This is a genomic window from Streptomyces sp. NPDC005866 (assembly GCF_040629895.1).
Lineage (GTDB): Bacteria > Actinomycetota > Actinomycetes > Streptomycetales > Streptomycetaceae > Streptomyces.
On sequence record NZ_JBEXWP010000008.1, the window covers coordinates 253521 to 274545 of the forward strand.

The window sequence follows — 21025 nt, forward strand, 5'->3', positions numbered from 1 at the left end:
ATCACCCCTGGGCCGTCGGCCCCGGGGTGATCAGGCCCTCGCGGTAGGCGATCGCCACCGCCTCCCTACGGCTCGCCCAGCTTGGCGAGGATGTTGGAGACATGGACGCTCGCCGTCTTGCCCGTGATGAACAGCTCCTCGCCGTCTGCCGGTTGCTGCGGCCGAGCGCCAGCAGCCGCAGCACCTCCCGCTCACGGGCGGAGAGCGGGGTCACCCGGGCCTCCGCGGACCGGGTCAGCAGCGTGTCCAGCCGCTCCAGCAAGGGCGCGGCACGCAGGGCCACGGCCGTCTCCCGCGCCGCCTGCGCCTGCTCCCGGGCCTCCGCACGGCCTGCCGTCGGCCGACAGAGCCTCGGCGTAACCGAGTCGGACGCGAGCCAGTTCGTAGACATCGCCGTTCGCGAACGCGGCCACCTTCTTCTCCCAGGCCGCCGCGTCCGGCCCGGACACCGCACGGGTCCACTCGGCCTCCGCGCGCGCCAGCCAGGCCTGCCCCTCCGGGCCGTGCCGCACGGCCGAGCCCCGGGCCGACTCCACCAACTCGCCGGCGAGGTCCGTCCAGCGGTCCTCACCCCCGGTGCCGCGCAGTCCGGCCGCCCGGTCCGCGACCGCCGCCAGCCGGACCGTCACGTCCGGCAGCCGCCCCGACCCGTCGCTCAGCGCCGTGACCGAGTCCCGCATTCGCGCCACCGCCTCCTCCGGGTCGCCGCGCAGTGCGGCCGCGTCGGTGAACACGATGCCGCCGACGAGCCGGCCCATCCAGTCGAAGCGCTCCCCGAGCAGCGCCCGGGCCCGCTCGACGACATCCCGCTCGCCCCGGGCCAGTGCCACGTACAGGACGGGCCCCGGTGACGACGGTCGTTCCGTCCCCGGCCGCCCGGGCGGCCACCTCGTCCAGAAGCCGCGTCTTGCCCACCCCGGCGTCCCCGGCGACCAGCACGGCCTGCCCACCGCCGTTCCGGGCACGCTCCAGTACCCCCGCAAGCCCGGTCAGTTCGTCGTCCCGGCCGATCAAAGGAGTGTTGAACGATCTCTGAGCCGGCACCAGCCCCTCAGGCGCTCAACCCCGCAGCACCCGGGCCCAGTCCTCCGGTACCCGCTCCGCGGGGCCCGGCACGGACTGATCCGCGGGATGGCTCACCGGCGGCGCCAACTCCGGCCCCGCCGCGAACACTTCGTCCGACTCGTAGTTCCAGAACCATCCCTCGCCCGGCTCGTAACTACGAATGATCGGATGCCCCGTGTCATGAAAGTGCGCCGTCGCGTGCTTCGCGGGCGAGTCGTCGCAGCACCCGATGTGCCCGCACTGCGTACACCGCCGCAGATGGAACCACCAGCCCCCCTCGTTGTCGCACTCCACACACCCGGCACCGCTCGGCGGAACGTTCGGGTCGATCGCGGTGTCGCCGCTCATACCGTCTCCTCGGATGGCTCGGGCGCCTCTGCCTCGGGCGCTTCGGCGGTCAGGGGAAGCAGCACCTGGAACCTGGTGTCCCCGGGCACCGACTCCACCCGCATGGTGCCGTGATGCTTGTTCACGACGATCCGCCACGAGATGTCCAGACCGAGACCCGTGCCCTGCCCCACGGGCTTCGTCGTGAAGAAGGGGTCGAAGATCCGGTCCTTGATCTCCGGCGCGATCCCGGTCCCGGTGTCCCGGAACTCGACCAGCAGCTGCTCGTGGTCGAGCGCGGTCCGCACGGTCAGCGTGCCGTGCCCGCCGCCGTCGCCGTCCTTCATCGCGCTGACCGCGTTGTCGATGAGGTTGGTCCACACCTGGTTGAGCTCCGCGGGATAGGCGGGGACGGGCGGCACCGTACGGTCGTACTCCTTGACCACCTCGATGTCCTGCCCGATCTTCGCGGACAGCATCAGCAGTGTGCTGTCGAGGAGTTCGTGCACGTCCACGACCCGGTACGGCGCCCGGTCCAGCTGGCTGTACTGCTTGGCCGCGTCGACGAGATGCGAGATCCGGGTGGTGGAGTCGTCGATCTCGTTCATCAACAGCTCGGTCTCGATGGTGTAGTTGAGCCAGCCCACCGCGTTCGGGAGGATCTCCTCGTCCACGGCAGCCGCGACCTGCTCCAGCCAGTCGATGTCGAGCCCGGCCTGCACGAAGATCGGCGCGAGCTGCCATCCGTAGTCGATGCCGTGGTCGTCCAGCCAGTCCGTGAGCGTGTCCTCGCGGTCGGTGGCCTCCAGCGGACTCAGCGCCGGGGCCTTGGCGACCCGTTCGGCGGTGCGCTCCTGGAGCTCGATCAGACCGGCCAGCTGCTCCCGCGAGAACGGCCCTCCCGCGATCACGGCGAGCTTGTGCCGCATCTTCGCCACCCGCTCGCGCAGCGTGGACGTGGCCCGCACGGCCGCCGCCGCCGGGTTGTTGAGCTCGTGGGTGAGCCCGGCGGACAACGATCCGAGCGCCAGCAGCCGTTCGCGCTGCCCGACCGCCGCCTGGGTGCTCTTGGAACCGAAGAACAGGCCCTCCAGCAGGTGGACGGCCATCGGGAACCACTCGCGCATGATCTCCGCGAAGGTGTCCGCCGGCAGCACGAAGAACCGCGTCGGCTCGGTCACCCGCATCGAGTTGTTGTACGCCTGCCGAACCCGGTCCCCGAGATACGCCTGCATGGCACCCGCGTACACCCCGGCCTGCGAGGTCCGGGTCACCTCGATGTCGTCGCCGGCGACCCGGCGGGAGAGCACCACCGTGCCCTCGATCATCACGTAGAAACAGGTGGCCGGCTCACCCTCGGTGTAGACCGGTCCGGGCTCGAACAGCTCCACCCGGCCCGCGGCGCACAGCCGTCCCAGCTGCTCCGGGTCCAGCTTCTCGAAGAGGAACAGCGCGCCGACCTCCTTCGGGCTGCACGGCATCAACTGCCCGCTCATGACTGCTCCAGATAACGGTGGACGAGCATCACTGCCATGGCTCCTTCTCCGACGGCGGAGGCGACACGCTTGGCGGACTCGGCACGCGCGTCGCCCGCCACGAACACTCCGGGCACGCTGGTCTCCAGGTGGTACGGCGGCCGGTCCAGCTCCCAGGCCGTCGGCGGCCGTCCGTCGACCGTCAGATCGGGCCCGGCCAGGATGAACCCGCGCCCGTCGCGCAGCACGGTGTCGCCGAGCCAGTCGGTCAGCGGGGCCGCGCCGATGAACACGAACATCCACTGCGCCTCGACCGACTCGGTCTCGCCACTCACCGAGTGACGGAGCATCAGCCGCTCCAGCCGGTCGGACCCGTGCGCGGAGTCGACCACCGTATGACTGCGCACCGAGATGTTGGGGGCCTCGTTGATCTGCTGGATCAGGTAGTACGACATCGAGGCCGACAGGTCGGTGCCGCGCACCAGCAGCGTCACCGACTTGGCGAACCGGGACAGGTACATGGCCGCCTGGCCCGCCGAGTTGGCGCCGCCGACGATGTACACGTCGTGCCCCTGGCAGGAGCTGGCCTCGGTCAGCGCGGAGCCGTAGAACACCCCGCAGCCGGTCAGGTCGCTGCAGCCCTCGGCCTCCAACTGCCGGTACTGCACACCGGTCGCCAGGATCACACTGTGCGCCGCGATCGCCGAGCCGTCCGCGAACCGCACCACCCGCGCGGCCCCACTGACCTCAAGTGCCGTGACCTCACGGGCGGTCAGGACCTCCGCGCCGAACTTGGCGGCCTGCCGCCGTGCCCGGTCGGTGAGCTGAGCCCCCGACACCCCGTCCGGGAAGCCGAGGTAGTTCTCGATCCGGGAGCTCTGCCCGGCCTGGCCGCCGGTCGCCGCGCGCTCCACGAGCACGGTCCGCAGCCCCTCCGACGCCCCGTACACCGCCGCGCCGAGCCCGGCCGGGCCGCCGCCGATGACCACCAGGTCGTAGAAGTCCGCCGTGGGCGTGGTCGCGAGCCCGACCCGCGCGGCCAGCTCGGGCGCCTCCGGTTCGACCAGGGGCGTACCGTCCGGGGTGATCACCAGCGGCAACCGCTGCCCGTCGGCCCCGGCGGCCGCCAGCAGCCGCTGTCCCTCCGGCTCCTCGACCGAGTACCAGCGATAGGGCACCTGGTTGCGGGCGAGGAACTCCCGCACGTCCGAGGACCGGGCCGACCAGCGGTGCCCGACGACCTTGGTGGCCGGCACCGGCCTGTAGTCACTGCTCCGCCACGCGTCCAGCAGGTCGTCGAGGACCGGGTACAGCTTCTCCTCGGGCGGATCCCACGGCTTGAGCAGATAGTGGTCCAGATCGACGACGTTGATCGCGTCGATAGCCGCGTTGGTGTCCGCGTACGCGGTCAGCAGCACGCGCCGGGCGCCCGGGTACACGTCCAGGGCCTGTTCCAGGAACTCGATGCCGTTCATCTGCGGCATCCGGTAGTCGGCCAGGATCACCGCCACAAGGTCGCCCCGAAGCTTCAGCTCCCGCAGCGCGTCCAGCGCCGACTCCCCGGACTCCGCGCGCACGATCCGGTACGACGCGCCGTAGCGGCGCCGCAGATCCCGGGCGACGGCACGGGAGACTCCCGGGTCGTCGTCCACGGTCATGATGACGGTCCGCGCTGCGTCGGCAGCCTGTGCCATACGTCTCCCACCCCGAGCCGTTGGTTCCTCGGTACGGCTGGCCCTCCGGAAGGAGCGCGGCCACCGCACCCGCCCATCGTATGTTCGATCGCCTGCCTCCGCTCTTGTACGTGGGTGCACAGGGGGCACCCGTGAGTGCGCGAGACTGATCGCGACACGCGGAACCGACGAGGAGGCCGGTGCATGACACGCCCGATCACGGCAGGGGTCGACGGTACGGAGGAGAGCCTCGCGGCTCTGGACTGGGCGGCACGTGAGGCGGTGCGCCGCGGTCTGCCGCTGCGGGTGGTGCACGCCTGGCGGTACGAGGAGCTCGGGGCGCTCGGCGGTGACCGGGAGACCCAGCAGGGATGGGTGTCCGACGGGGTGGGCGAGTCGGTGCGCACCGTCACCGGGCGGTATCCGGACCTCGTGGTGAGCATCGACATCGTGGAAGGCGGCCCGGTCGAGGTGCTGGTCGACGCGGCGGCCGGGGCCGAACTGCTGGCGCTGGGCTCGCGCGGGCACGGCCCGGTCGTCGGGTTCCTGCTCGGCTCCGTCGGCCAGCAGGTGATCGCCGAGGCCATCCGGCCCGTCGTTTTGGTGCGCGCCGGGGACCGGCCCACGGCGGAGGCCGCCGGACGGGAGGTGGTCGTGGGCCAGCAGGGCGGGGAGGAGGACAGCGTGGCCGCGCTGGAGTTCGCGTTCGAGACGGCGGCGGCCCGTGGCGCGACGGTCCGGGTCGTCCGGGCCTGGACCCTGCCGCCGGTCTTCGCCTACAGCCCGGGCTCGCTGAGGCTGCTGGACGAGACCGGAGGCCTGGAGCCCTACGAGAAGAAGGCCCTGTCCGAGGCGGTAGGGCCGCTGCGGGAGCGGTTCCCGGATGTGCCGGTGGCCGAGCATGTGGAGATGGGCAGCGCCGGTCAGGTGCTGCTGTCGGTGGCCGGACGGGCCCAGCTGATGGTCGTCGGACGGCGCGCCCACCGCACGGCGGTCGGCGCGCGCATCGGCTCGGTCGCGCACGGCGTGCTGCACCACGCCGACTGCCCGGTGGCCGTGGTGCCCCACCGGTGACACGCCGCAAGAGCCGCGGCCCGCTCACTCCGGGGTGACCGGCTCGAGAGTCTCCCGCGCCTTGGGCAGTACGTTCTCGATGTAGTCCTCGACCGCCTTGTCCAGGCCAATGTCGTGCTGCGCCCGCTCGGACAGGTACCAGCGGTGTTCGAGCAGCTCGTGGTAGATCTCGGCCGGGTCCATGGAGCCGCGCAGGTCCAGTGGCACGGCCCGCACGGTGGGGCGGAAGACGTCCCGCACCCACCGGTGCGCCAGCACCTCGGGCCGGGCGGCGAGCGGGTCGCCGGGGGCGTAGTCGTCCTGGGTGGCCATCCAGCTCTCCAGGTCGTTCAGCAGCCGCCGTGCCTGGTTCTCCTCGGCGTCCAGCCCGGTCAGCCGGAGCAGTTGGCGCTGGTGGTGTCCGGCGTCGACGACCTTCGGCACGAAGGTGACGGCGTCGCCGTTGGAGGAGTGCTCGATCTGCATCTCGGCCACGTCGAAACCGAGCTCGTTGAGCCGTCGGATCCGGCGCTCGATGAAGTGGTACTTGCCCGCCGGATACACCGAGGTACGGGTCAGCTCCTCCCACAGCTCGCCGTACCGGGTGCAGATCTCGAACCCGAACTCGATCGGGTCCAGCGACGGGTGCAGCGCCCCCGACGCCTCAAGATCGAGCAGCTCGCCGCTGATGTTGACCCGGGCCAGATCGAGGTCGTAATCCCGCTGCCCGTTGCTGAGCTGCGGATGCAGGTCGCCGGTCTCGGCGTCCACCAGGTACGCCGCGTACGCGCCGGCGTCCCGCCGGAACAGCGTGTTGGACAGCGAGCAGTCGCCCCACGCGAACCCGGCCAGGTGCAGTCGCACGAGCAGCACGGCGAGGGCGTCCATGAGGCGGTGCATGGTGGCCGGGCGCATGGTCGTCTCGAACATCGAGCGGTACGGCATCGAACCGCCCAGGTGCCGGGTGACCAGCACCGACTCCAGCGGCTCGCCCGCCGCGTCGGTGCGGCCGGTGATCACCGCGAGCGGGTCCACCGCGGGGATGGCGAGGCGGTCCAGGTCGCGCAGCAGCTCGTACTCGCGCAGCGCAGGGCGCTCCGCGAGCTCCTTGACCGCGATGACCTCGCTGCCGGCCCGGGCGTAGCGCACCACGTGCCGGGAGATACCGCGGGGGAGCGGTACGAGGTAGTCCGCGGGCCACTCCTCCAGGGGGAGGTCCCATGGCAGTTCGAGCAGGAGGGCGGGGTGCTCCGGGTTGGTGGCGCTGATCTGCAATGCCATGGCCCGACCCTAGAGGGCGCGTTCGCGGGCCCGCCGGGCGGCCGCCTTGACGGATCCCCGGTGCAGGGGGCCGTGTCCGGGCAGCAGCACGTCGGCGTCGAGTTCCTCGATGAGATCAAGTGAGGCCACCGCGCGGGCGCGCTCGTGGTGGAACATGTCGGGCAGCAGCTGCGGGCCGGTGACGCGCGAGGTCGGGTGCCCGCTGACGAGGGCGTCGCCGGAGATCACGATGCCGGCGTCGGGCAGGTGGTAGACGGTGTGCCCGTCGGTGTGGCCGGGGGTGTGCACCGGGACGGGCCGGCCCGGCAGGTCGAGCGGCCCGGCGGCGACCGGGAACGCCTCGGGCGCGCCGACCGGGTGCTGCTCGGTGCCGCCGACCCGCAGGACGTGCACCAGCCAGGGCAGCACACCCGGCCGCCAGGCGTTCTTCAGCACCGCGCCGACGGAGACCTGCTGGAGGAACTCCCGCCGGGCGTGCGGTACTTCGGCCTCGTGCAGATAGACCGGGATGCCATGGGTGTCACGCAGATACTCGGCCGAGCCGAGGTGGTCGTTGTGCGCGTGGGTGATCAGGACGGCGGTGACCGCCTCCGGTGAACCGCCCACCTCCGCGAGGGAGTCGAGCAGTCCCTGCCGGTCCCCGGGGTAGCCGGTGTCCACCAGAGTGACGGCGTCACCGTCCTTGAGGATCACCCAGTTGGTGTGGTGTCCGTGCACCAGGTAGGTGCCCTTGGCGACTTCGTGTACCTCTGCGCGCATGATCTCTCCGACGTTCCCGCAGCGTGCCGACCGAACCGGAAGACAGCCAACCAGATGGCGCGGGGCACCCGTCCACGGGGATCCGGGTCACCGCACCCCGTGCGGCCGGAACTGGATGCTGATGCGCGGCCCGGTGGCGCGTGCCGTCTTCGGTACGCAGTGCTCCCAGGTCCGCTGGCAGGAGCCGCCCATCACGATCAGGTCGCCGTGCCCGAGCGGGCGCCGCATGGAGGGGCCGCCGCGCAGCGGGCGCAGCATCAGATCACGGGGTGCGCCCACGGAGAGGATCGCGACCATGGTGTCCTGCCGCGCGCCCCGGCCGATCCGGTCGCCGTGCCAGGCGACGCTGTCACGGCCGTCCCGGTAGTAGCAGAGTCCCGCCGTGGTGAACGGCTCGCCCAGCTCGTCGGCGTAGTGCCGGGTGAGCGCGCACCGGGCCTCGGCGAGGACCGGGTGCGGCACCGGGTCGTCGGCGCCGTAGAAGGCGAGCAGACGTGGTACGTCGACGACGTTGTCGTACATCGTGCGACGCTCGGCGTGCCAGGGGACGTCCTCCGCCAGCTGTTCGAACAGTGCGTCGGCGCCGCTCAGCCAGCCGGGCAGCACGTCTATCCAGGCGCCGGAGCCCAGCTCTGTCCGCCCGATGCCGTCGAGGGAGCCGAGCCGCAGTTCGTCGGTCTGGTCGAAGAGGGAGCCCTGGAGGTGCGTGGCCATGGGGCCAGCGTACTCCTTAATCGAATGCGTGTTCCCATTTGATCATGGCGACCTCGCATCGAGGCCTTTCGATGCATTGGTGTATCCGATACATTCGCGTATCGACCGGGGGTGGGGACATGGCGGTGGGGGGAGTGACGCAGCGGGTCACCCGGCGCCGGGTGCAGACCCGTGCCCGGCTGCTCGACGCCGCGTTCACCGTGTTCGCCGCCAAGGGCTTCGGACGGGTCTCCATCGAGGAGGTCTGCGAGGCCGCCGGGTTCAGCCGGGGCGCCTTCTACTCCAACTTCGCCACCCTCGACGAGCTGTTCTTCGCCCTCTACCGGGACCGCGCCGACCTCATCGCCCGGCAGGTCGCCGACGCCCTCGCCCTGGACGGCCCCGGCCTGGACGTACCGGCCTCCGTGGACCGGGTCGCCGACGTGCTGCTCCTCGACGTGGACTGGCTGATGGTGAAGACCGACTTCCTGGTGCACGCCGCCCGGGACCCGGCCGTCGCCGAGGTTCTCCTCGACCACCGCGCCCGGCTGCGGGAGGCCGTCGCCGACCGGCTCTTCCGTGCTCGCGGCCACGCCCCGATCCCCGACGTGCTCGGCGGCGTCGACGGCGCCGCCCACGCCGTGGTCGCCGCGTACGACGGCGTCACCACCCAACTGCTGCTCGACAAGGACGTCGACCGGGCCCGCGCCTGGCTCAAGCAACTGCTCACCGCGCTGCTGACCGACTCCGGCACGGCAAGCGAACCCTCAAGCGCATCCTCCGAATGAGATCCGAATGAGATCCGAATGAGAAAGGCAACGGTCGCCATGGACGCGGACGTCATCGTCGTCGGAGCGGGCCTCGCCGGCCTGGTCGCGGCGCACGAACTCACCAGCAGGGGCCGACGGGTCGCCCTGGTCGACCAGGAGAACGCCGCCAACCTCGGCGGCCAGGCGTTCTGGTCCTTCGGCGGGCTCTTCCTCGTCGACTCGCCCGAGCAGCGCCGTCTCGGCATCAAGGACTCCTTCGACCTGGCCTGGAACGACTGGCAGGGCAGCGCCCAGTTCGACCGCAAGGACGACGAGGACTCCTGGGCGGTGCGCTGGGCACGGGCCTACGTCGAGTTCGCGGCGGGGGAGAAACGGTCCTGGCTGCAGAGCCATGGCATCGGCCTGCTGCCGACCGTCGGCTGGGCCGAACGCGGCGACCTGCGGGCGACCGGGCACGGAAACTCCGTCCCCCGCTTCCATATCGCCTGGGGCACCGGCACCGGCGTCGTCGAACCCTTCGCCCGGTACGCCAAGCAGGCCTCCCGCGACGGACTGCTCACCTTCCACCACCGCCACCAGGTCGACGAACTCGTCATCGAGGACGGCGCGGTACGCGGCGTACGCGGCACGGTCCTCGCCCCCGACGACTCGCCGCGCGGAGTCGCCTCCAACCGCGACCGCACCGGCGACTTCGAACTCACCGCCCAGGCCGTCGTCGTCACCAGCGGAGGCATCGGCGCCAACCACGACATCGTCCGCCGCCACTGGCCCGAACGCCTCGGCACACCCCCCGCCGAGATGATCACCGGCGTCCCCGCCTACGTGGACGGCCGCATGCTCGACATCAGCGCCGAGGCGGGCGTACGCCTGGTCAACCGCGACCGCATGTGGCACTACACCGAAGGCATCCAGAACTGGAACTCCATCTGGCCCGGCCACGGCATCCGCATCCTGCCCGGCCCGTCCTCGATCTGGCTGGACGCCCTCGGCCGTCGCCTGCCCGACCCCTGCCTGCCGGGCTACGACACCCTCAGCACCCTCAAGTACCTGCGCACCACCGAGGACCTCGCCGGGCACGACCACTCCTGGTTCGTCCTCACCCGCAAGATAATCGAGAAGGAGTTCGCGCTCTCCGGCTCCGAGCAGAACCCCGACATCACCGCCAAGGACCGCAGGGCGGTGCTGCGCGACCGGCTGCTCGGCAAGGGCGCGCCCGGCCCGGTACAGGCCTTCCTCGACAAGGGCGCGGACTTCGTGACCGCGAACTCCCTGGAGCAGCTCGTCGAGAAGATGAACGGGCTCACCGACAAGGCGCTCCTGGACGCGGCCGAGGTACGCCGCCAGATCGTCGTCCGCGACCTGCAGATCCGCAACTCCTACAGCAAGGACTCCCAGGTCCAGGGAATTCACAACGCCCGCCGCTACATCGGCGACCGCCTCGGCCGGGTCGCCGCCCCGCACCGCATCCTCGACCCGGCCGCCGGGCCGCTGATCGGCGTCAAGCTGCACGTCCTCACCCGCAAGACCCTCGGCGGCATCCAGACCGACCTGGACTCCCGAGCCCTCGGCGCCGACGGGCAGCCGATCGACGGGCTCTACGCGGCCGGCGAGGTGGCCGGCTTCGGCGGCGGCGGTGTGCACGGCTACAACGCGCTGGAGGGAACGTTCCTCGGCGGCTGCCTGTTCTCGGGCCGGGCGGCAGGGCGCGCGGCGGCGAAGCAGACAACTTAGGCCGAGGTCGTGAGAAACCGCGCCAGCACGGCGGCGTGGCTCTCCTGCGGGCTCCTGGACGCGGTGACCAGGGTCACCTGGCCCCTCCGGGCCGATTCCCGCAGGCCGTCGACGAGTTCGGCGGCCTCGGGAGCGGCCAGCTCCGCCTCGTAACGGTCCGCGAACTCGTCGTACGACCCCTCGCCCGCGTGATACCAACGGCGCAGCTCGTCCGACGGCGTCAGCTCCTTCGGCCACTTGTCCACCCGGGCGTCCTCCTTCGACACCCCGCGCGGCCACAGCCGGTCCACGAGGACACGCACACCGTCCTCAGGCTCGGGCGATTCGTAGATCCTGCGGACGCGCACGCTCACGGTCGGGCACCTCCCGGCTCGGTGTCAGTGCCGCGAGCGTATGCGGCGGGCCCGCACCGCCGGCTGCCGACGCGGCGCAGCTTGACCAAATGAGAGGGAAACGCGGATCCCCGCGCGCCTAGTCTGTGGGCCACTGATCATCGGCCACCCCCGAAGGAGCGCACGTGCAGGGTGCAAGCAGACGTACCGCAGTTCTCCGCCGCGAGGCCGTCCTCGCCACCGTCCCGGTCGCCGTGGCGGCCCTGCTCGCGGCCGCCGGACCGGCCTCGGCGAGCACGATAGGCGCCGCGGGCGCCGGCGATCCGTACTTCCCGCTCAGCGGCAACGGCGGCTACCACGTCGGCCACTACGATCTGACACTCCGCTACGACACCTCCTCCCGCCACCTCGACGGCAAGGCCGTCCTCACCGCCCGTGCCACCCAGAAGCTCACCCGCTTCGACCTCGACCTCAGCGGCCTCAAGGTCACCCGGGTGACGGTCGACGGCCGGACCGCCCGCGTCGGCCGCAACGGTCAGGAACTCGTCGTCACGCCGGCGCACGCGCTCGCGAAGGGCCGGGAGTTCCGGGTCGCCGTCACCTACAACGGCACCCCGAAGGCGGTCACCGACCCCGACGGTTCGGCCGACGGCTGGATCCGCACCGACGACGGCGCGTTCGTCGCCGGTGAGCCGCAGGGCGCGATGACGTGGTTCCCGGCGAACAGCCACCCCAAGGACAAATCGTCGTACGACTTCACGATCACCGTCCCCAAGGGACGCACCGCCGTCGCCAACGGCGTCCTCCTCGCGCAGCACACCTCCGGCGACCGCACCACCTTCCGCTGGCGGCAGAGCGAGCCGATGGCCGCGTACCTGGCCACCGCCACGGTCGGCACGTTCAAGGTCGAGCAGTACACCACCCGGGACGGGATCAGGGTGTACAACGCGGTCGACCCGCGCGAGGCCGGCGGGTCCGCGGCCGTGCTGAGGAAACTGCCGTCGGTCCTGGAGTGGGAGAGCAAGCTGTTCGGGCCGTACCCGTACCGCGCGGCCGGGGCGATCGTCGACCACGCGCCGGACGTCGGATACGCCCTGGAGACGCAGAGCCGGCCGGTCTACGACTCCGCGCCCGGCCTCAGCACGCTGGTGCACGAGAGCGCCCACCAGTGGTTCGGCGACTCCGTCTCCCTCACCGCCTGGAAGGACATCTGGCTCAACGAGGGGTTCGCGACGTACGCCGAGTGGCTCTACAGCGAGCAGCACGGGGGCGACAGCGCGCAGCAGACCTTCGACGCGCTGTACGCCAAACCGGCGAGCGACGGGTTGTGGGCGTACCCGCCCGGGGACCCGGGGAGCGGGGCGAACATCTTCGGCACGCCTGTGTACGAGCGGGGTGCGATGGCGTTGCACGAACTGCGGAAGGCCGTGGGGGACCGGGTGTTCTTCCGGATTCTGCGGTCCTGGGCCGCCGAGCACCGGAACGGGCACGGGACGACGGCGCAGTTGGTGAAGCTGGCTGAGGGGCAGTCGGGGAAGGACCTCGGGTCGCTGTTCCAGACGTGGCTGTACAAGAAGGGCAAGCCGTAGGGGTTTGGGTGCCCGCGCCCCTCACCGGGAGGGCTGAGGCCAACGTGCTTTGAAAGCTGACGAGTTCCTCACAGCCGTCGGCCAGAGTCGGTCTCATGATCCATCGCAGAACGGCTGTCGCCCTCCTCGCCTCCCCCCTCCTGCTCTCCGGTTGCGGGGGTGACGCCGAGGCCGCGCCGAGCCGGTCGGACGACGCCCGGCCGGCGCGGAAGACGGCTTCCCCCACACCCGAGAGCAGCAGCCCGCAGCCCCCAGAGATACCGGGGCTGGGGCCCAGGACCACGGCCGCGATACCCGAGCGGGCGGAACAGGTCGTCGTCGCCGGCGGGCGGGGCAAGGACTCGTCCGTCTGCACCGTCGTCCTCTACGAGCGCGACGACAACGTATGGCAGCCCCGAGCCAGTTGGCCCGCGCACAACGGCAAGGACGGCTGGAGCGACCACCATGTGGTCGGTGACCTGCGCTCGCCCCTGGGCGTCTACGGGCTGACCGACGCCGGCGGTCTGCTCGCCGACCCCGGGAGCGAGCTGCCGTACCACCAGTCGTACGGCTTCCACTCGCCCGGCACCGGCTTCGAGGGCGAGCCGCTGGAAGGCTCCTTCGACTACGTCATCGCCATCAACTACAACCGCCGGCCGGGCACTTCGCCCCTCGACTGGACCCGCCCCCTCGGTGCGCAGCGCGGCGGCGGAATCTGGCTGCACGTCGACCACGGCGGTCCGACGCACGCCTGTGTCAGTGTCGCCAAGGCGCATATGAAGGAGTTGCTGCGCACACTCGACCCGGACCGGCATCCGGTCGTCGTCATGGGGTACCCCGACTGGCTCGCCCAGTAGGGCCGCCGGAACTCCGCTTAGGATCCGAACCTGTGTGCGCACATGTGCTGGTCGCCGAGGACGACGAGATGCAGGCCGAGCTGATCCGGCGCTCCCTGCTGGCCGAGGGCCATACCGCGACCGTGGTCCACGACGGGGCGGCCGCGCTGGACGCGGCGCGCCGGCTCGGGCCGGACCTGGTCGTCCTCGACCTGATGCTCCCGGTGATCGACGGCTTCGGCGTGTGCCGGGTGCTGCGCGGCGGCGATCCCGAGATCCCGGTGCTGATGCTCACGGCCCGGTCCGACGAGGACGACGTGCTGCTCGGCCTGGAGCTCGGCGCCGACGACTACATGACCAAGCCGTACAGTCCCCGTGAGCTGATGGCCCGGATCCGGACGATTCTGCGGCGGAGCGGGCGGGCCGCCGCGGTACGCGGGGAGCCTGCCGCGATCGCCGCCGGGATCAGCGTGGATTCCGAGCGGCACGAGGTGCGCTGCGACGGGCTGCCGGTGGAGGTGACCCCGGCCGAGTTCCAGATCCTGCTCGCCATGGCCGGGGAGCCGGACCGGGTGTTCACCCGGCGGCAGCTGCTCCAGTGCACCCGCGGCTTCGACCGGGCCTCCACCGAACGGGCCGTCGACGTCCACGTCATGAACCTGCGCCGGAAGATCGAGGCCGATCCCCGGCGGCCGGTGCGGCTGCTGACCGTGTTCGGCGTCGGCTACAAGCTGAGCGGCGGGCGTCCGTGAGGGCCCGCATACCGTGGCGCAAACGGCTGCTCGTCCGGCTGCTGTTCGCCTCCGTGCTGATCGCCGTGTGCTCGGTGGCCGCCACCGCCTGGCTCGCGGTGACAACCACCACCAGCGCGCTGGAGCAGGAGCAGGGGCGGGATCTCGCGGCCGACAACAAGATCCTCGCCCAGCTCAGCGGGTACGCGGCTGACCACGCCGACTGGAGCGGGGTCCAGCACACGGTCCGGGCGCTGGCCGCGACGACCGGCCGCCGGGTCGCACTGACCACCGCCGACCGCACCCTGATCGCCGACTCGGCGCCCCACGACAGCCCGCTGCCACCCCGGCCCGCGGCCGCCGTGGACCCCCTGCACACCGACACCTACACCGAGTTCGGCGCCCAGCTCAGCGGCATCGACCCGCGCGCGGTCGGTCCGTTCCGGCTGCCCGCGATCGAGCGCGAGAAGCTGGACGCGGTCGCGAGGAACGAGCAGGAGTGCTTCGACCGCGTCGGCGCCCGGACCACTGTCCGGCACACCCCGAGCGGCCGGCCCCATGTCTTGGTCGACGACGGGACGGACGCCGTCCTGTACCTCAAGGCCGGGTGCGGCAACGTCTTCGCCACGCCCACCAGTGGGACGCGCGACGCGCTCGACTTCCCGACCCCCACCGAGACCAGGGCCCTCACCGCGCTGACGGACCTGGCCCGCCCCTGCCTCAAGGCCAGGGACATGGATCTCGGCGGCCCGCTCTCCCTCACCTACGACCCCACGGGACGCACCCCGGTCTCCGGCGGCTTCCTCGTCACCAAGAGGGGCGTCAAGCGGGAGACGGACCAGACGGCGAAGAACTGCGTCACCGATGCCCGGCGCACCCAGCTCGAACCGTATGTCGCCCCGGCCGCCGAACTCTTCCTCGGCCTCGGCGACCAGACCGCACCCCGCTTCGACATGTCCCCGGCCAACAAGGCCAGGATCGTCGGCGTGGCCGGTCTGGTCCTCGCCGTCACGGTCGCCGTCACCGCGGTCGTCGCCACTCGTCTGGTACGACCGCTGCGCGCGCTCACCGCCGCCGCCCAGCAGCCGCCCGAGCTGCATGCGCGGGCGCCGGTGCGGACCCGGGACGAGACCGGGCTGCTGGCCGAGGCGTTCAACGACCTCACCGAGCGGCGGGAACGCCTTGAGGAGCAGCGCAAGGCGATGGTCAGCGACATCGCCCACGAACTGCGCAGTCCGCTCACCAACATCCGGGGCTGGCTGGAGGTCACCCGGGACGGCGTGGTCGCCCCCGACCGGGCGCTGCTGGCCTCGCTGCACGAGGAGGCCCTGGTCCTCCAGCGGATCATCGACGACCTCCAGGACCTCGCGGCCGCCGACGCCGGCACCCTGCGTATCCACCGCGAACCGGTCCGCGCGGCCGACCTGTTCGAGCAGGTCGCCGCCGCCCACCGGGTGGCCGCCGACGGGGCCGGGGTCAGCCTGCTGACCGATGCCGACGGCACGGTCTGGCTCGACGCCGACCCGGTGCGGATGCGGCAGGCGCTGGGCAACCTGGTGTCCAACGCGATCCGGCACACCCCCGCCGACGGAACGGTGACCCTGGCCGCCCGCCCGGACGGCGACCACGTCGTGCTCACCGTCACCGACAGCGGCAAGGGCATCGCCCCCGACGATCTGGCGCGCGTCTTCGAACGGTTCTGGCGTGCGGAGAAGTCCCGCAGCCGCCGCACCGGGGGCAGCGGCCTCGGTCTGCCGATCGTGCGTCACCTGGTCGCCGCCCACGACGGGACCGTCGAGGCGGCGAGCGAACCCGGCAGGGGCGCCGAGTTCACCCTGAGACTGCCGGCGGCCGAGGCACCGGCCGACGTCAGCTGAACCGGCGCGCGGCCGTCTGCCTGCGCCGGGCCAGCAGCCGGCGCTCCGCCTCGGTCGCACCGCCCCAGATGCCGATGGCCTGCCCGGTCTTCATCGCCCAGCTCAGACACGGCTCCTGGACCGGACAGCGCTCGCAGACGGCCTTCGCGCGCCGTGTCTGGTGCAGCGACGGGCCGGTGGTGCCGACCGGGAAGAAGAGGTCGGGGTCCTCCTCGCGGCACTCGGCGTGGTCTCGCCAGTCGTCCATCGAAGTCACCTGCGATCCAAGTCGACTCTGCGGTTTCGTGTGTGTGCTCCGGACCGGGTCACCGGAGCGGGCGCGGCCGAAACGGCCAAGTCCCAGGAAATCGCGGGCGGTCACCGCTCGCGCGGGCCCCGGGCGAGCCGTACTCGGTCCGCGGGTCGAGGAACGGGCGGGCCGGGAACGCCTCCGGGCCGGGGACGCCCGGGCCCGACCACGCCCCGCTGGCCAGGAGTTCGAGGGCGACGACCGGGGTGAGGGCCGTCTGCCACACCACGGCCTGACAACGGTCGCACCCGCGCGACTGCCTGCGGCTCCCTACGGCTGGCGCAACGCCTCCGCCGCCGTACTTGCCACCGCCTCCGCAACCGCCCCCAAAGCCGGCGAATCCAGCTTCCACTGCTGCCAGTACAACGGCACGTCAACCCACCGCGCTGGCCGGCCTGTGCTGGTTCGCCGCCCTCGGCTTCGGCGCCCGGCTGCTCGGCCGGTACCTCGGCAAGCCGGCGGCCTGGCGGGTGCTGGACGCCATGGTGGCCCTGACCATGATCGGGCTCGGCCTGATGCTGGTGGCGGGATCCTGACGCCCCAAACCCTGGAGGGGCCGCATCCTGACACAACCGGCTCGGCTGTCACAGAAGTTGCTGGGATAGTGGGGCCCGCAACAGAAAGATGTAGCGAGCACCAAGAAGACCAGGACACCAGGAACTCCGTGGACACCAGCGAGAGCGGCACCCAGCCCGGCGTACAGACCCCCGACGACATCACGGCAGTCCCGTCCCGGCGGGGCTGGCGCCGCTGGGCGATGGACACCCGCCCGCTGGGCATCCCCGGCTATCGCCGGCTGTGGACCTCGACGATCGTCACATCGGTCGGCAGCCAGCTCACCGCGGTGGCCGTGCCCAAGCAGATCTACGACATCACCGGGTCCTCGGCCTGGGTCGGCGCCGCGAGCCTCGCCGGACTGCTGCCGCTCATCGTGTTCGCGCTGTGGGGCGGTGCGGTCGCCGACGCCATGGACCGCCGCAAGCTGCTGCTGATCACCAACTGCGGTATCGCCCTGACCTCGCTGCTGTTCTGGCTCCAGGCGGTCACCGGTCTGGAGTCCGTGGCCGCGCTGATGGTCCTGCTCGCCGTGCAGCAGGCGTTCTGGGGGCTGAACGCCCCGGCCCGTACCGCCTCCATAGCCCGGCTCGTCCCCGAGGGACAGCTGCCCGCGGCCAACGCCCTCGGCTCGACGGTCATGCAGACCGGGCAGGTGATCGGCCCGCTGCTGGCCGGTGCGCTGATTCCCGTCATCGGTCTGCCCGAGCTGTATCTGGTCGACGCACTGGCGCTGTGTGTGACGGTGTGGGCGGTGTACCGGCTGCCCGCACTGCCGCCGCTGGCGGGCGCGACGACCCGCCGGGCCGGGCTGCGGGAGATCGCGGCGGGGTTCCGCTACATCTCCCTGCACAAGATGCTGCTGTTGTCGTTCCTGGCCGACATCATCGCGATGGTCCTCGGCATGCCCCGCGCCCTGTTCCCGCAGCTGGCCGCGCAGACGTACGGGTCCTACGGCGAAGGGTTGGCGCTCGGCCTGCTGTTCGCGGCGATCCCCGTCGGCGCGGTGCTCGGCGGGCTCCTCTCCGGCACGTTCTCGCGGGCGCGCCGGCACGGCTGGATGGTGATCGGCGCGGTCGTCGGCTGGGGAGCCGCCGTCGCCGGGTTCGGGCTCAGCCGCAATCTCTGGGTGGCGGTCGCCTTCCTCGCCGCCGCCGGGGTGGCCGACATGGTCTCGATGGTCTTCCGGGGCGCGATCCTGCTGTCCGCCGCGACCGACGAGATGCGCGGCCGGATGCAGGGAGTGTTCACCGTGGTGGTCGCGGGCGGCCCGCGGCTGGCCGACGTCCTGCACGGCACCATGGGGTCCGCTTTCGGCCCGCGCGCGGCCGTCGCGGGCGGCGGCCTGCTGGTCGTAGCCGTGATGCTGGCCCTGGCCGCCGCCGTACCCGCCCTGCGCCGCTACCGCATCTGAAGGCCTTGGGGCGGATATGCCGCGGACACGGGGTGTGGCACGCCCTCCCCCAGAGGGGGTGCCCCCAGCGGCGTTGTCGTCGGTCGCCGACGTCCCCCAGCCTTCGGCCGGGGGTGCCCCCGCCGCGTCGCCCGCCGCGGAAGCGGCTGATTGTCTACGCCTCCTCCGCCTTGCGGCTGCACGCACCACACCCCGCTCACCAGCGTCGATGAGTCACCGCTGAGTTCGTGCGACTTGATCCGCCGGACAGGCCCTAGGCGGGACGCCGTCCCGCGTAGGCCTCCAGCAGCTTGCCCCGGGTGACCTCCAGTCGGCTGGCGAGGATCTCGGCCACGGTCCGCACCAGCGACAGCCCGAGCAGCGGATCCTCCACGCACAGCGCGAGCACGGCCGAGGCGTCGTACTCGTAGGCCCGCACCCGGCTGAAGGCCACCGCCCCGAAGTCCCAGGTGTACGGCGGGAACAGCCATGACCAGCCGAGCAGGTCGCCGGCGCCCAGGCTGGCGACGGTGACCCGCTTGTGGGACGTCACCTCCTGGTCCAGGTTGACCGCTCCCGAGCGGATCACCCAGAAGCGGTCCGCGGTGCCGCCGGCCTGGAAGATGCGGGTGTCCTCGGGGAAGGAGACCTCCTGAGCCAGTTCCATGAGGCGCTCGCGCTGCGCCTGCGGGAGGGCGGTCAGCAGTTTGATGGCTTTGGTCATGGCGCGGGGCTCCTCGCCGGCGACGGTACGGGGGCTTTGCCTACGCCCATTTCAGCCGCTGCCGCCGCGCCGGGCACCTCGAAGCACCTGAGAATCGCCGCCCGGAAGCCGTCCGGGCGTGAAAAAGCCCTGGCTGGACGGGGGAGACCAGCCAGGGCCGTCAGCGGTGGTGCGGGAGGACCTGACGTCGACTCCCCGGACCACGTATGAGTGAACGATAAACCATCCAGGGCCACTTCGGGTACCTGGGAACAGGCTACGTGACCTGTTTCACTTCGGAAGCCTTCGCTGCCCCCGGACGTGTTTGGCCGAGCCCCGACAGGTGAGCCGAACAAGGAGAGGCCCGTGCGGACGGGCCAGTCAGACCCACCGGACCACCACTCAGGGAGCGAGTCCACCACTCAGGGAGCGAATGGGATGCGCGAGAAGCACCGGACCGACTCAGTAGTGATACCAGCCGACTCCCGTCGGCCGTCGCTTCGACCGGCCGACGCCCGCAGAGCGGTCCGTGGGGCGGTCGCCCGACAGACTGTGCCGTGCGCTGCCGAGGCCCTCGACGACGCCCTCCTCGTCACCTCGGAACTCACCACCAACGCGATCCTGCACGGCGGCGGGATCACCGGCTTCGACGTGGACGTCGACGGATGCGCGGTGCGCGTGTCGGTCAGCGACCGCAGTGACGCGGTACCGGTGGCCGAGCAGGCCCCGGACGGGCGCGACCGCGGAAGGCCCGGCGGCCGGGGCTGGCCCATCGTCTGCCGGCTGGCCCGGGACGTGGAGGTCGCCGGACTGCCCCGCGGGGGCAAGCGGATCACCGCGGTCGTCTCCCTGACCTGAGCCGCGGGCCGAACTTCGCCCGGCGGTGTTTGCGCCGGAAGCGAAGGGGCAGGCGGAGTGTCGTGCTTCGGACCGGAGGCGCGCGCCAGTGGGAGCAGTCATATCTGCCCCGGGCCCGCAGAGCGGTCCGGGCGGTGCTCCCGCGGCGACTCTGACACCGCAGTTCGGGTCGAGTCCCGGAACCACGTTCCGGTGACGCCCTGGAACCCACAGTTCAGGAGCGATTCCGCATGCTCACCGATTTGTCGAACAGCCGCCCCTCCACGCCCGACGACACCACGCACGCCCCGCCTCGGCGTTCTCACGACGACGCCCCCGACACGGCGGCCCTCTTCGCCCGTCTCGCCGCCCTCGGCGACGGACCCGAGCGGGACGCCCTGCGCGACGAACTGGTGGCCGCCTGGCTGCCCATGGCCCACCGTATCGCCGGCCGCTTCCGTGACCGTGGTGAGTCCGTCGAGGACCTGCGCCAGGTCGCCGCGCTCGGCCTGGTCAAGGCCGTCGACCGTTACGACCCCTCACGCGGCGCCTTCGAGAGCTACGCGGTGCCCACCATCACCGGCGAGGTCAAGCGGCACTTCCGCGACCGGATGTGGGCGCTGCGCGTGCCCCGCCGGGTGCAGGAACTGCGCAACCGGGTGCGGGTGGCCCGCCGCGAGCTCACCCAGAATCCCGGCTCCGCCGAACCCACCGTCACCGAACTCGCCGCCCATACCGGCCTGACCGAGGAGGAGGTCACCGCGGGCCTGGAGGCCCTGGAGAGCTTCAGCACCCTGTCCCTGGACGCCGAACTCTCCGCCGGCGAGGACGGTTACAGCCTCGCCGACACCCTCGGGGGCTCCGACGGCTCCTATGACGTCGTCATCGACCGGGAGGCGGCCAAGGAGGGGCTGCGCCGGCTGCCCGAGCGGGAGCGCGCCATCCTGTACATGCGCTTCTTCGAGGACATGACGCAGAGCCGGATCGCAGACCGCCTGGGCATCTCCCAGATGCATGTCTCCCGCCTCATCAGCCGCAGCTGCGCCCGCGTCCGGGACGAGGCCCTCGGTCAGTGAC

Annotated in this window: 19 protein-coding genes and 4 pseudogenes; 11 read left to right on the plus strand and 12 right to left on the minus strand. The window is 71.7% G+C overall.

Going from position 1 to position 21025, the window contains the following annotated elements:
- Position 1 precedes the first annotated feature (1 nt).
- The 4 genes and pseudogenes from ABZ396_RS15140 to ABZ396_RS15155 all read right to left on the minus strand — a co-directional run.
- Positions 2–975 (minus strand): annotated as a pseudogene (locus ABZ396_RS15140) (LuxR C-terminal-related transcriptional regulator); the annotation flags it as partial.
- 84 nt (positions 976–1059) lie between these two features.
- A complete protein-coding gene (locus tag ABZ396_RS15145; protein WP_358923641.1) occupies positions 1060–1413 on the minus strand; it encodes a UBP-type zinc finger domain-containing protein in 354 nt (117 codons plus the stop codon).
- A complete protein-coding gene (locus tag ABZ396_RS15150) occupies positions 1410–2888 on the minus strand; it encodes an ATP-binding protein (protein ID WP_358923639.1) in 1479 nt (492 codons plus the stop codon). Before ABZ396_RS15150 ends, ABZ396_RS15145 begins: the two co-directional genes overlap by 4 nt.
- A complete protein-coding gene (locus ABZ396_RS15155) occupies positions 2885–4561 on the minus strand; it encodes an FAD-dependent oxidoreductase (RefSeq protein ID WP_358923637.1) in 1677 nt (558 codons plus the stop codon). The genes ABZ396_RS15150 and ABZ396_RS15155 overlap by 4 nt, the downstream gene beginning before the upstream one ends.
- 183 nt (positions 4562–4744) lie before the next feature.
- Between ABZ396_RS15155 and ABZ396_RS15160 the strand changes: the two genes are divergently transcribed.
- Positions 4745–5614, plus strand: coding sequence for a universal stress protein (locus tag ABZ396_RS15160; RefSeq protein ID WP_358923635.1), 870 nt, complete (start codon positions 4745–4747; stop codon positions 5612–5614).
- Positions 5615–5638: 24 nt separating this feature from the next.
- Here ABZ396_RS15160 and ABZ396_RS15165 read toward each other — a convergent pair whose 3' ends face one another.
- From ABZ396_RS15165 to ABZ396_RS15175, 3 genes are all read right to left on the minus strand, one after another.
- A complete protein-coding gene (locus ABZ396_RS15165) occupies positions 5639–6874 on the minus strand; it encodes a DUF4032 domain-containing protein (RefSeq protein ID WP_358923633.1) in 1236 nt (411 codons plus the stop codon).
- A 9-nt stretch (positions 6875–6883) separates the two neighbouring features.
- Positions 6884–7633 (minus strand): MBL fold metallo-hydrolase, encoded by a 750-nt coding sequence (locus ABZ396_RS15170; RefSeq protein WP_358923631.1) that lies wholly within the window; start codon positions 7631–7633, stop codon positions 6884–6886.
- Between the two features lie 87 nt (positions 7634–7720).
- Entirely contained in the window at positions 7721–8347 is a 627-nt protein-coding gene (locus ABZ396_RS15175; protein ID WP_358923629.1) for an alpha-ketoglutarate-dependent dioxygenase AlkB, read from the minus strand.
- Between the two features lie 119 nt (positions 8348–8466).
- Here ABZ396_RS15175 and ABZ396_RS15180 point away from each other — a divergent pair, with 119 nt between their 5' ends.
- On the plus strand, positions 8467–9114 hold the full coding sequence (locus ABZ396_RS15180) for a TetR/AcrR family transcriptional regulator (protein WP_358923627.1): 648 nt from the start codon (positions 8467–8469) through the stop codon (positions 9112–9114).
- 39 nt (positions 9115–9153) lie between these two features.
- Positions 9154–10827 (plus strand): FAD-binding dehydrogenase, encoded by a 1674-nt coding sequence (locus ABZ396_RS15185; protein ID WP_358923687.1) that lies wholly within the window; start codon positions 9154–9156, stop codon positions 10825–10827.
- On the opposite strand, the gene ABZ396_RS15190 is transcribed toward ABZ396_RS15185, so the two are convergent.
- Positions 10824–11180 (minus strand): DUF488 family protein, encoded by a 357-nt coding sequence (locus tag ABZ396_RS15190; protein ID WP_358923626.1) that lies wholly within the window; start codon positions 11178–11180, stop codon positions 10824–10826. The genes ABZ396_RS15185 and ABZ396_RS15190 overlap by 4 nt on opposite strands.
- Positions 11181–11344: 164 nt before the next feature.
- Between ABZ396_RS15190 and ABZ396_RS15195 the strand changes: the two genes are divergently transcribed.
- From ABZ396_RS15195 to ABZ396_RS15210, 4 genes are all read left to right on the plus strand, one after another.
- Positions 11345–12748 (plus strand): M1 family metallopeptidase, encoded by a 1404-nt coding sequence (locus ABZ396_RS15195; protein WP_358923624.1) that lies wholly within the window; start codon positions 11345–11347, stop codon positions 12746–12748.
- A 95-nt stretch (positions 12749–12843) separates the two neighbouring features.
- The gene (locus ABZ396_RS15200; protein WP_358923622.1) at positions 12844–13584 is read left to right on the plus strand and encodes a L,D-transpeptidase family protein; all 741 of its coding nucleotides are present in this window, start codon (positions 12844–12846) and stop codon (positions 13582–13584) included.
- Positions 13585–13616: 32 nt separating this feature from the next.
- Positions 13617–14315, plus strand: coding sequence for a response regulator transcription factor (locus ABZ396_RS15205; RefSeq protein ID WP_358923620.1), 699 nt, complete (start codon positions 13617–13619; stop codon positions 14313–14315).
- Positions 14312–16171, plus strand: coding sequence for a HAMP domain-containing sensor histidine kinase (locus ABZ396_RS15210; RefSeq protein ID WP_358923618.1), 1860 nt, complete (start codon positions 14312–14314; stop codon positions 16169–16171). Before ABZ396_RS15205 ends, ABZ396_RS15210 begins: the two co-directional genes overlap by 4 nt.
- Here the strand turns inward: ABZ396_RS15210 and ABZ396_RS15215 are convergent.
- From ABZ396_RS15215 to ABZ396_RS15225, 3 genes and pseudogenes are all read right to left on the minus strand, one after another.
- Entirely contained in the window at positions 16164–16418 is a 255-nt protein-coding gene (locus tag ABZ396_RS15215) for a WhiB family transcriptional regulator (RefSeq protein ID WP_358923616.1), read from the minus strand. The two genes, ABZ396_RS15210 and ABZ396_RS15215, sit on opposite strands and share 8 nt — an antisense overlap.
- Before the next feature lie 58 nt (positions 16419–16476).
- Positions 16477–16695: pseudogene (locus ABZ396_RS15220) on the minus strand (hypothetical protein); the annotation flags it as partial.
- 35 nt (positions 16696–16730) lie between these two features.
- Positions 16731–16850 (minus strand): annotated as a pseudogene (locus ABZ396_RS15225) (ArgP/LysG family DNA-binding transcriptional regulator); the annotation flags it as partial.
- On the opposite strand from ABZ396_RS15225, the pseudogene ABZ396_RS15230 reads away from it, so the two are divergent.
- Positions 16844–16996: pseudogene (locus ABZ396_RS15230) on the plus strand (LysE family transporter); the annotation flags it as partial. The pseudogenes ABZ396_RS15225 and ABZ396_RS15230 overlap by 7 nt on opposite strands.
- Positions 16997–17175: 179 nt before the next feature.
- Entirely contained in the window at positions 17176–18429 is a 1254-nt protein-coding gene (locus ABZ396_RS15235) for an MFS transporter (protein ID WP_358923685.1), read from the plus strand.
- Positions 18430–18682: 253 nt separating this feature from the next.
- Here ABZ396_RS15235 and ABZ396_RS15240 read toward each other — a convergent pair whose 3' ends face one another.
- Positions 18683–19132, minus strand: coding sequence for a cyclic nucleotide-binding domain-containing protein (locus ABZ396_RS15240; protein WP_358923614.1), 450 nt, complete (start codon positions 19130–19132; stop codon positions 18683–18685).
- A 417-nt stretch (positions 19133–19549) separates the two neighbouring features.
- On the opposite strand from ABZ396_RS15240, the gene ABZ396_RS15245 reads away from it, so the two are divergent.
- Positions 19550–19969 carry an ATP-binding protein gene (locus ABZ396_RS15245; RefSeq protein ID WP_358923612.1) on the plus strand — a complete coding sequence of 140 codons (420 nt, stop codon included), beginning with the start codon at positions 19550–19552 and terminating at the stop codon, positions 19967–19969.
- 230 nt (positions 19970–20199) lie between these two features.
- Positions 20200–21024 (plus strand): RNA polymerase sigma factor SigF, encoded by an 825-nt coding sequence (locus tag ABZ396_RS15250; protein ID WP_358923610.1) that lies wholly within the window; start codon positions 20200–20202, stop codon positions 21022–21024.
- Position 21025: the final 1 nt, after the last annotated feature.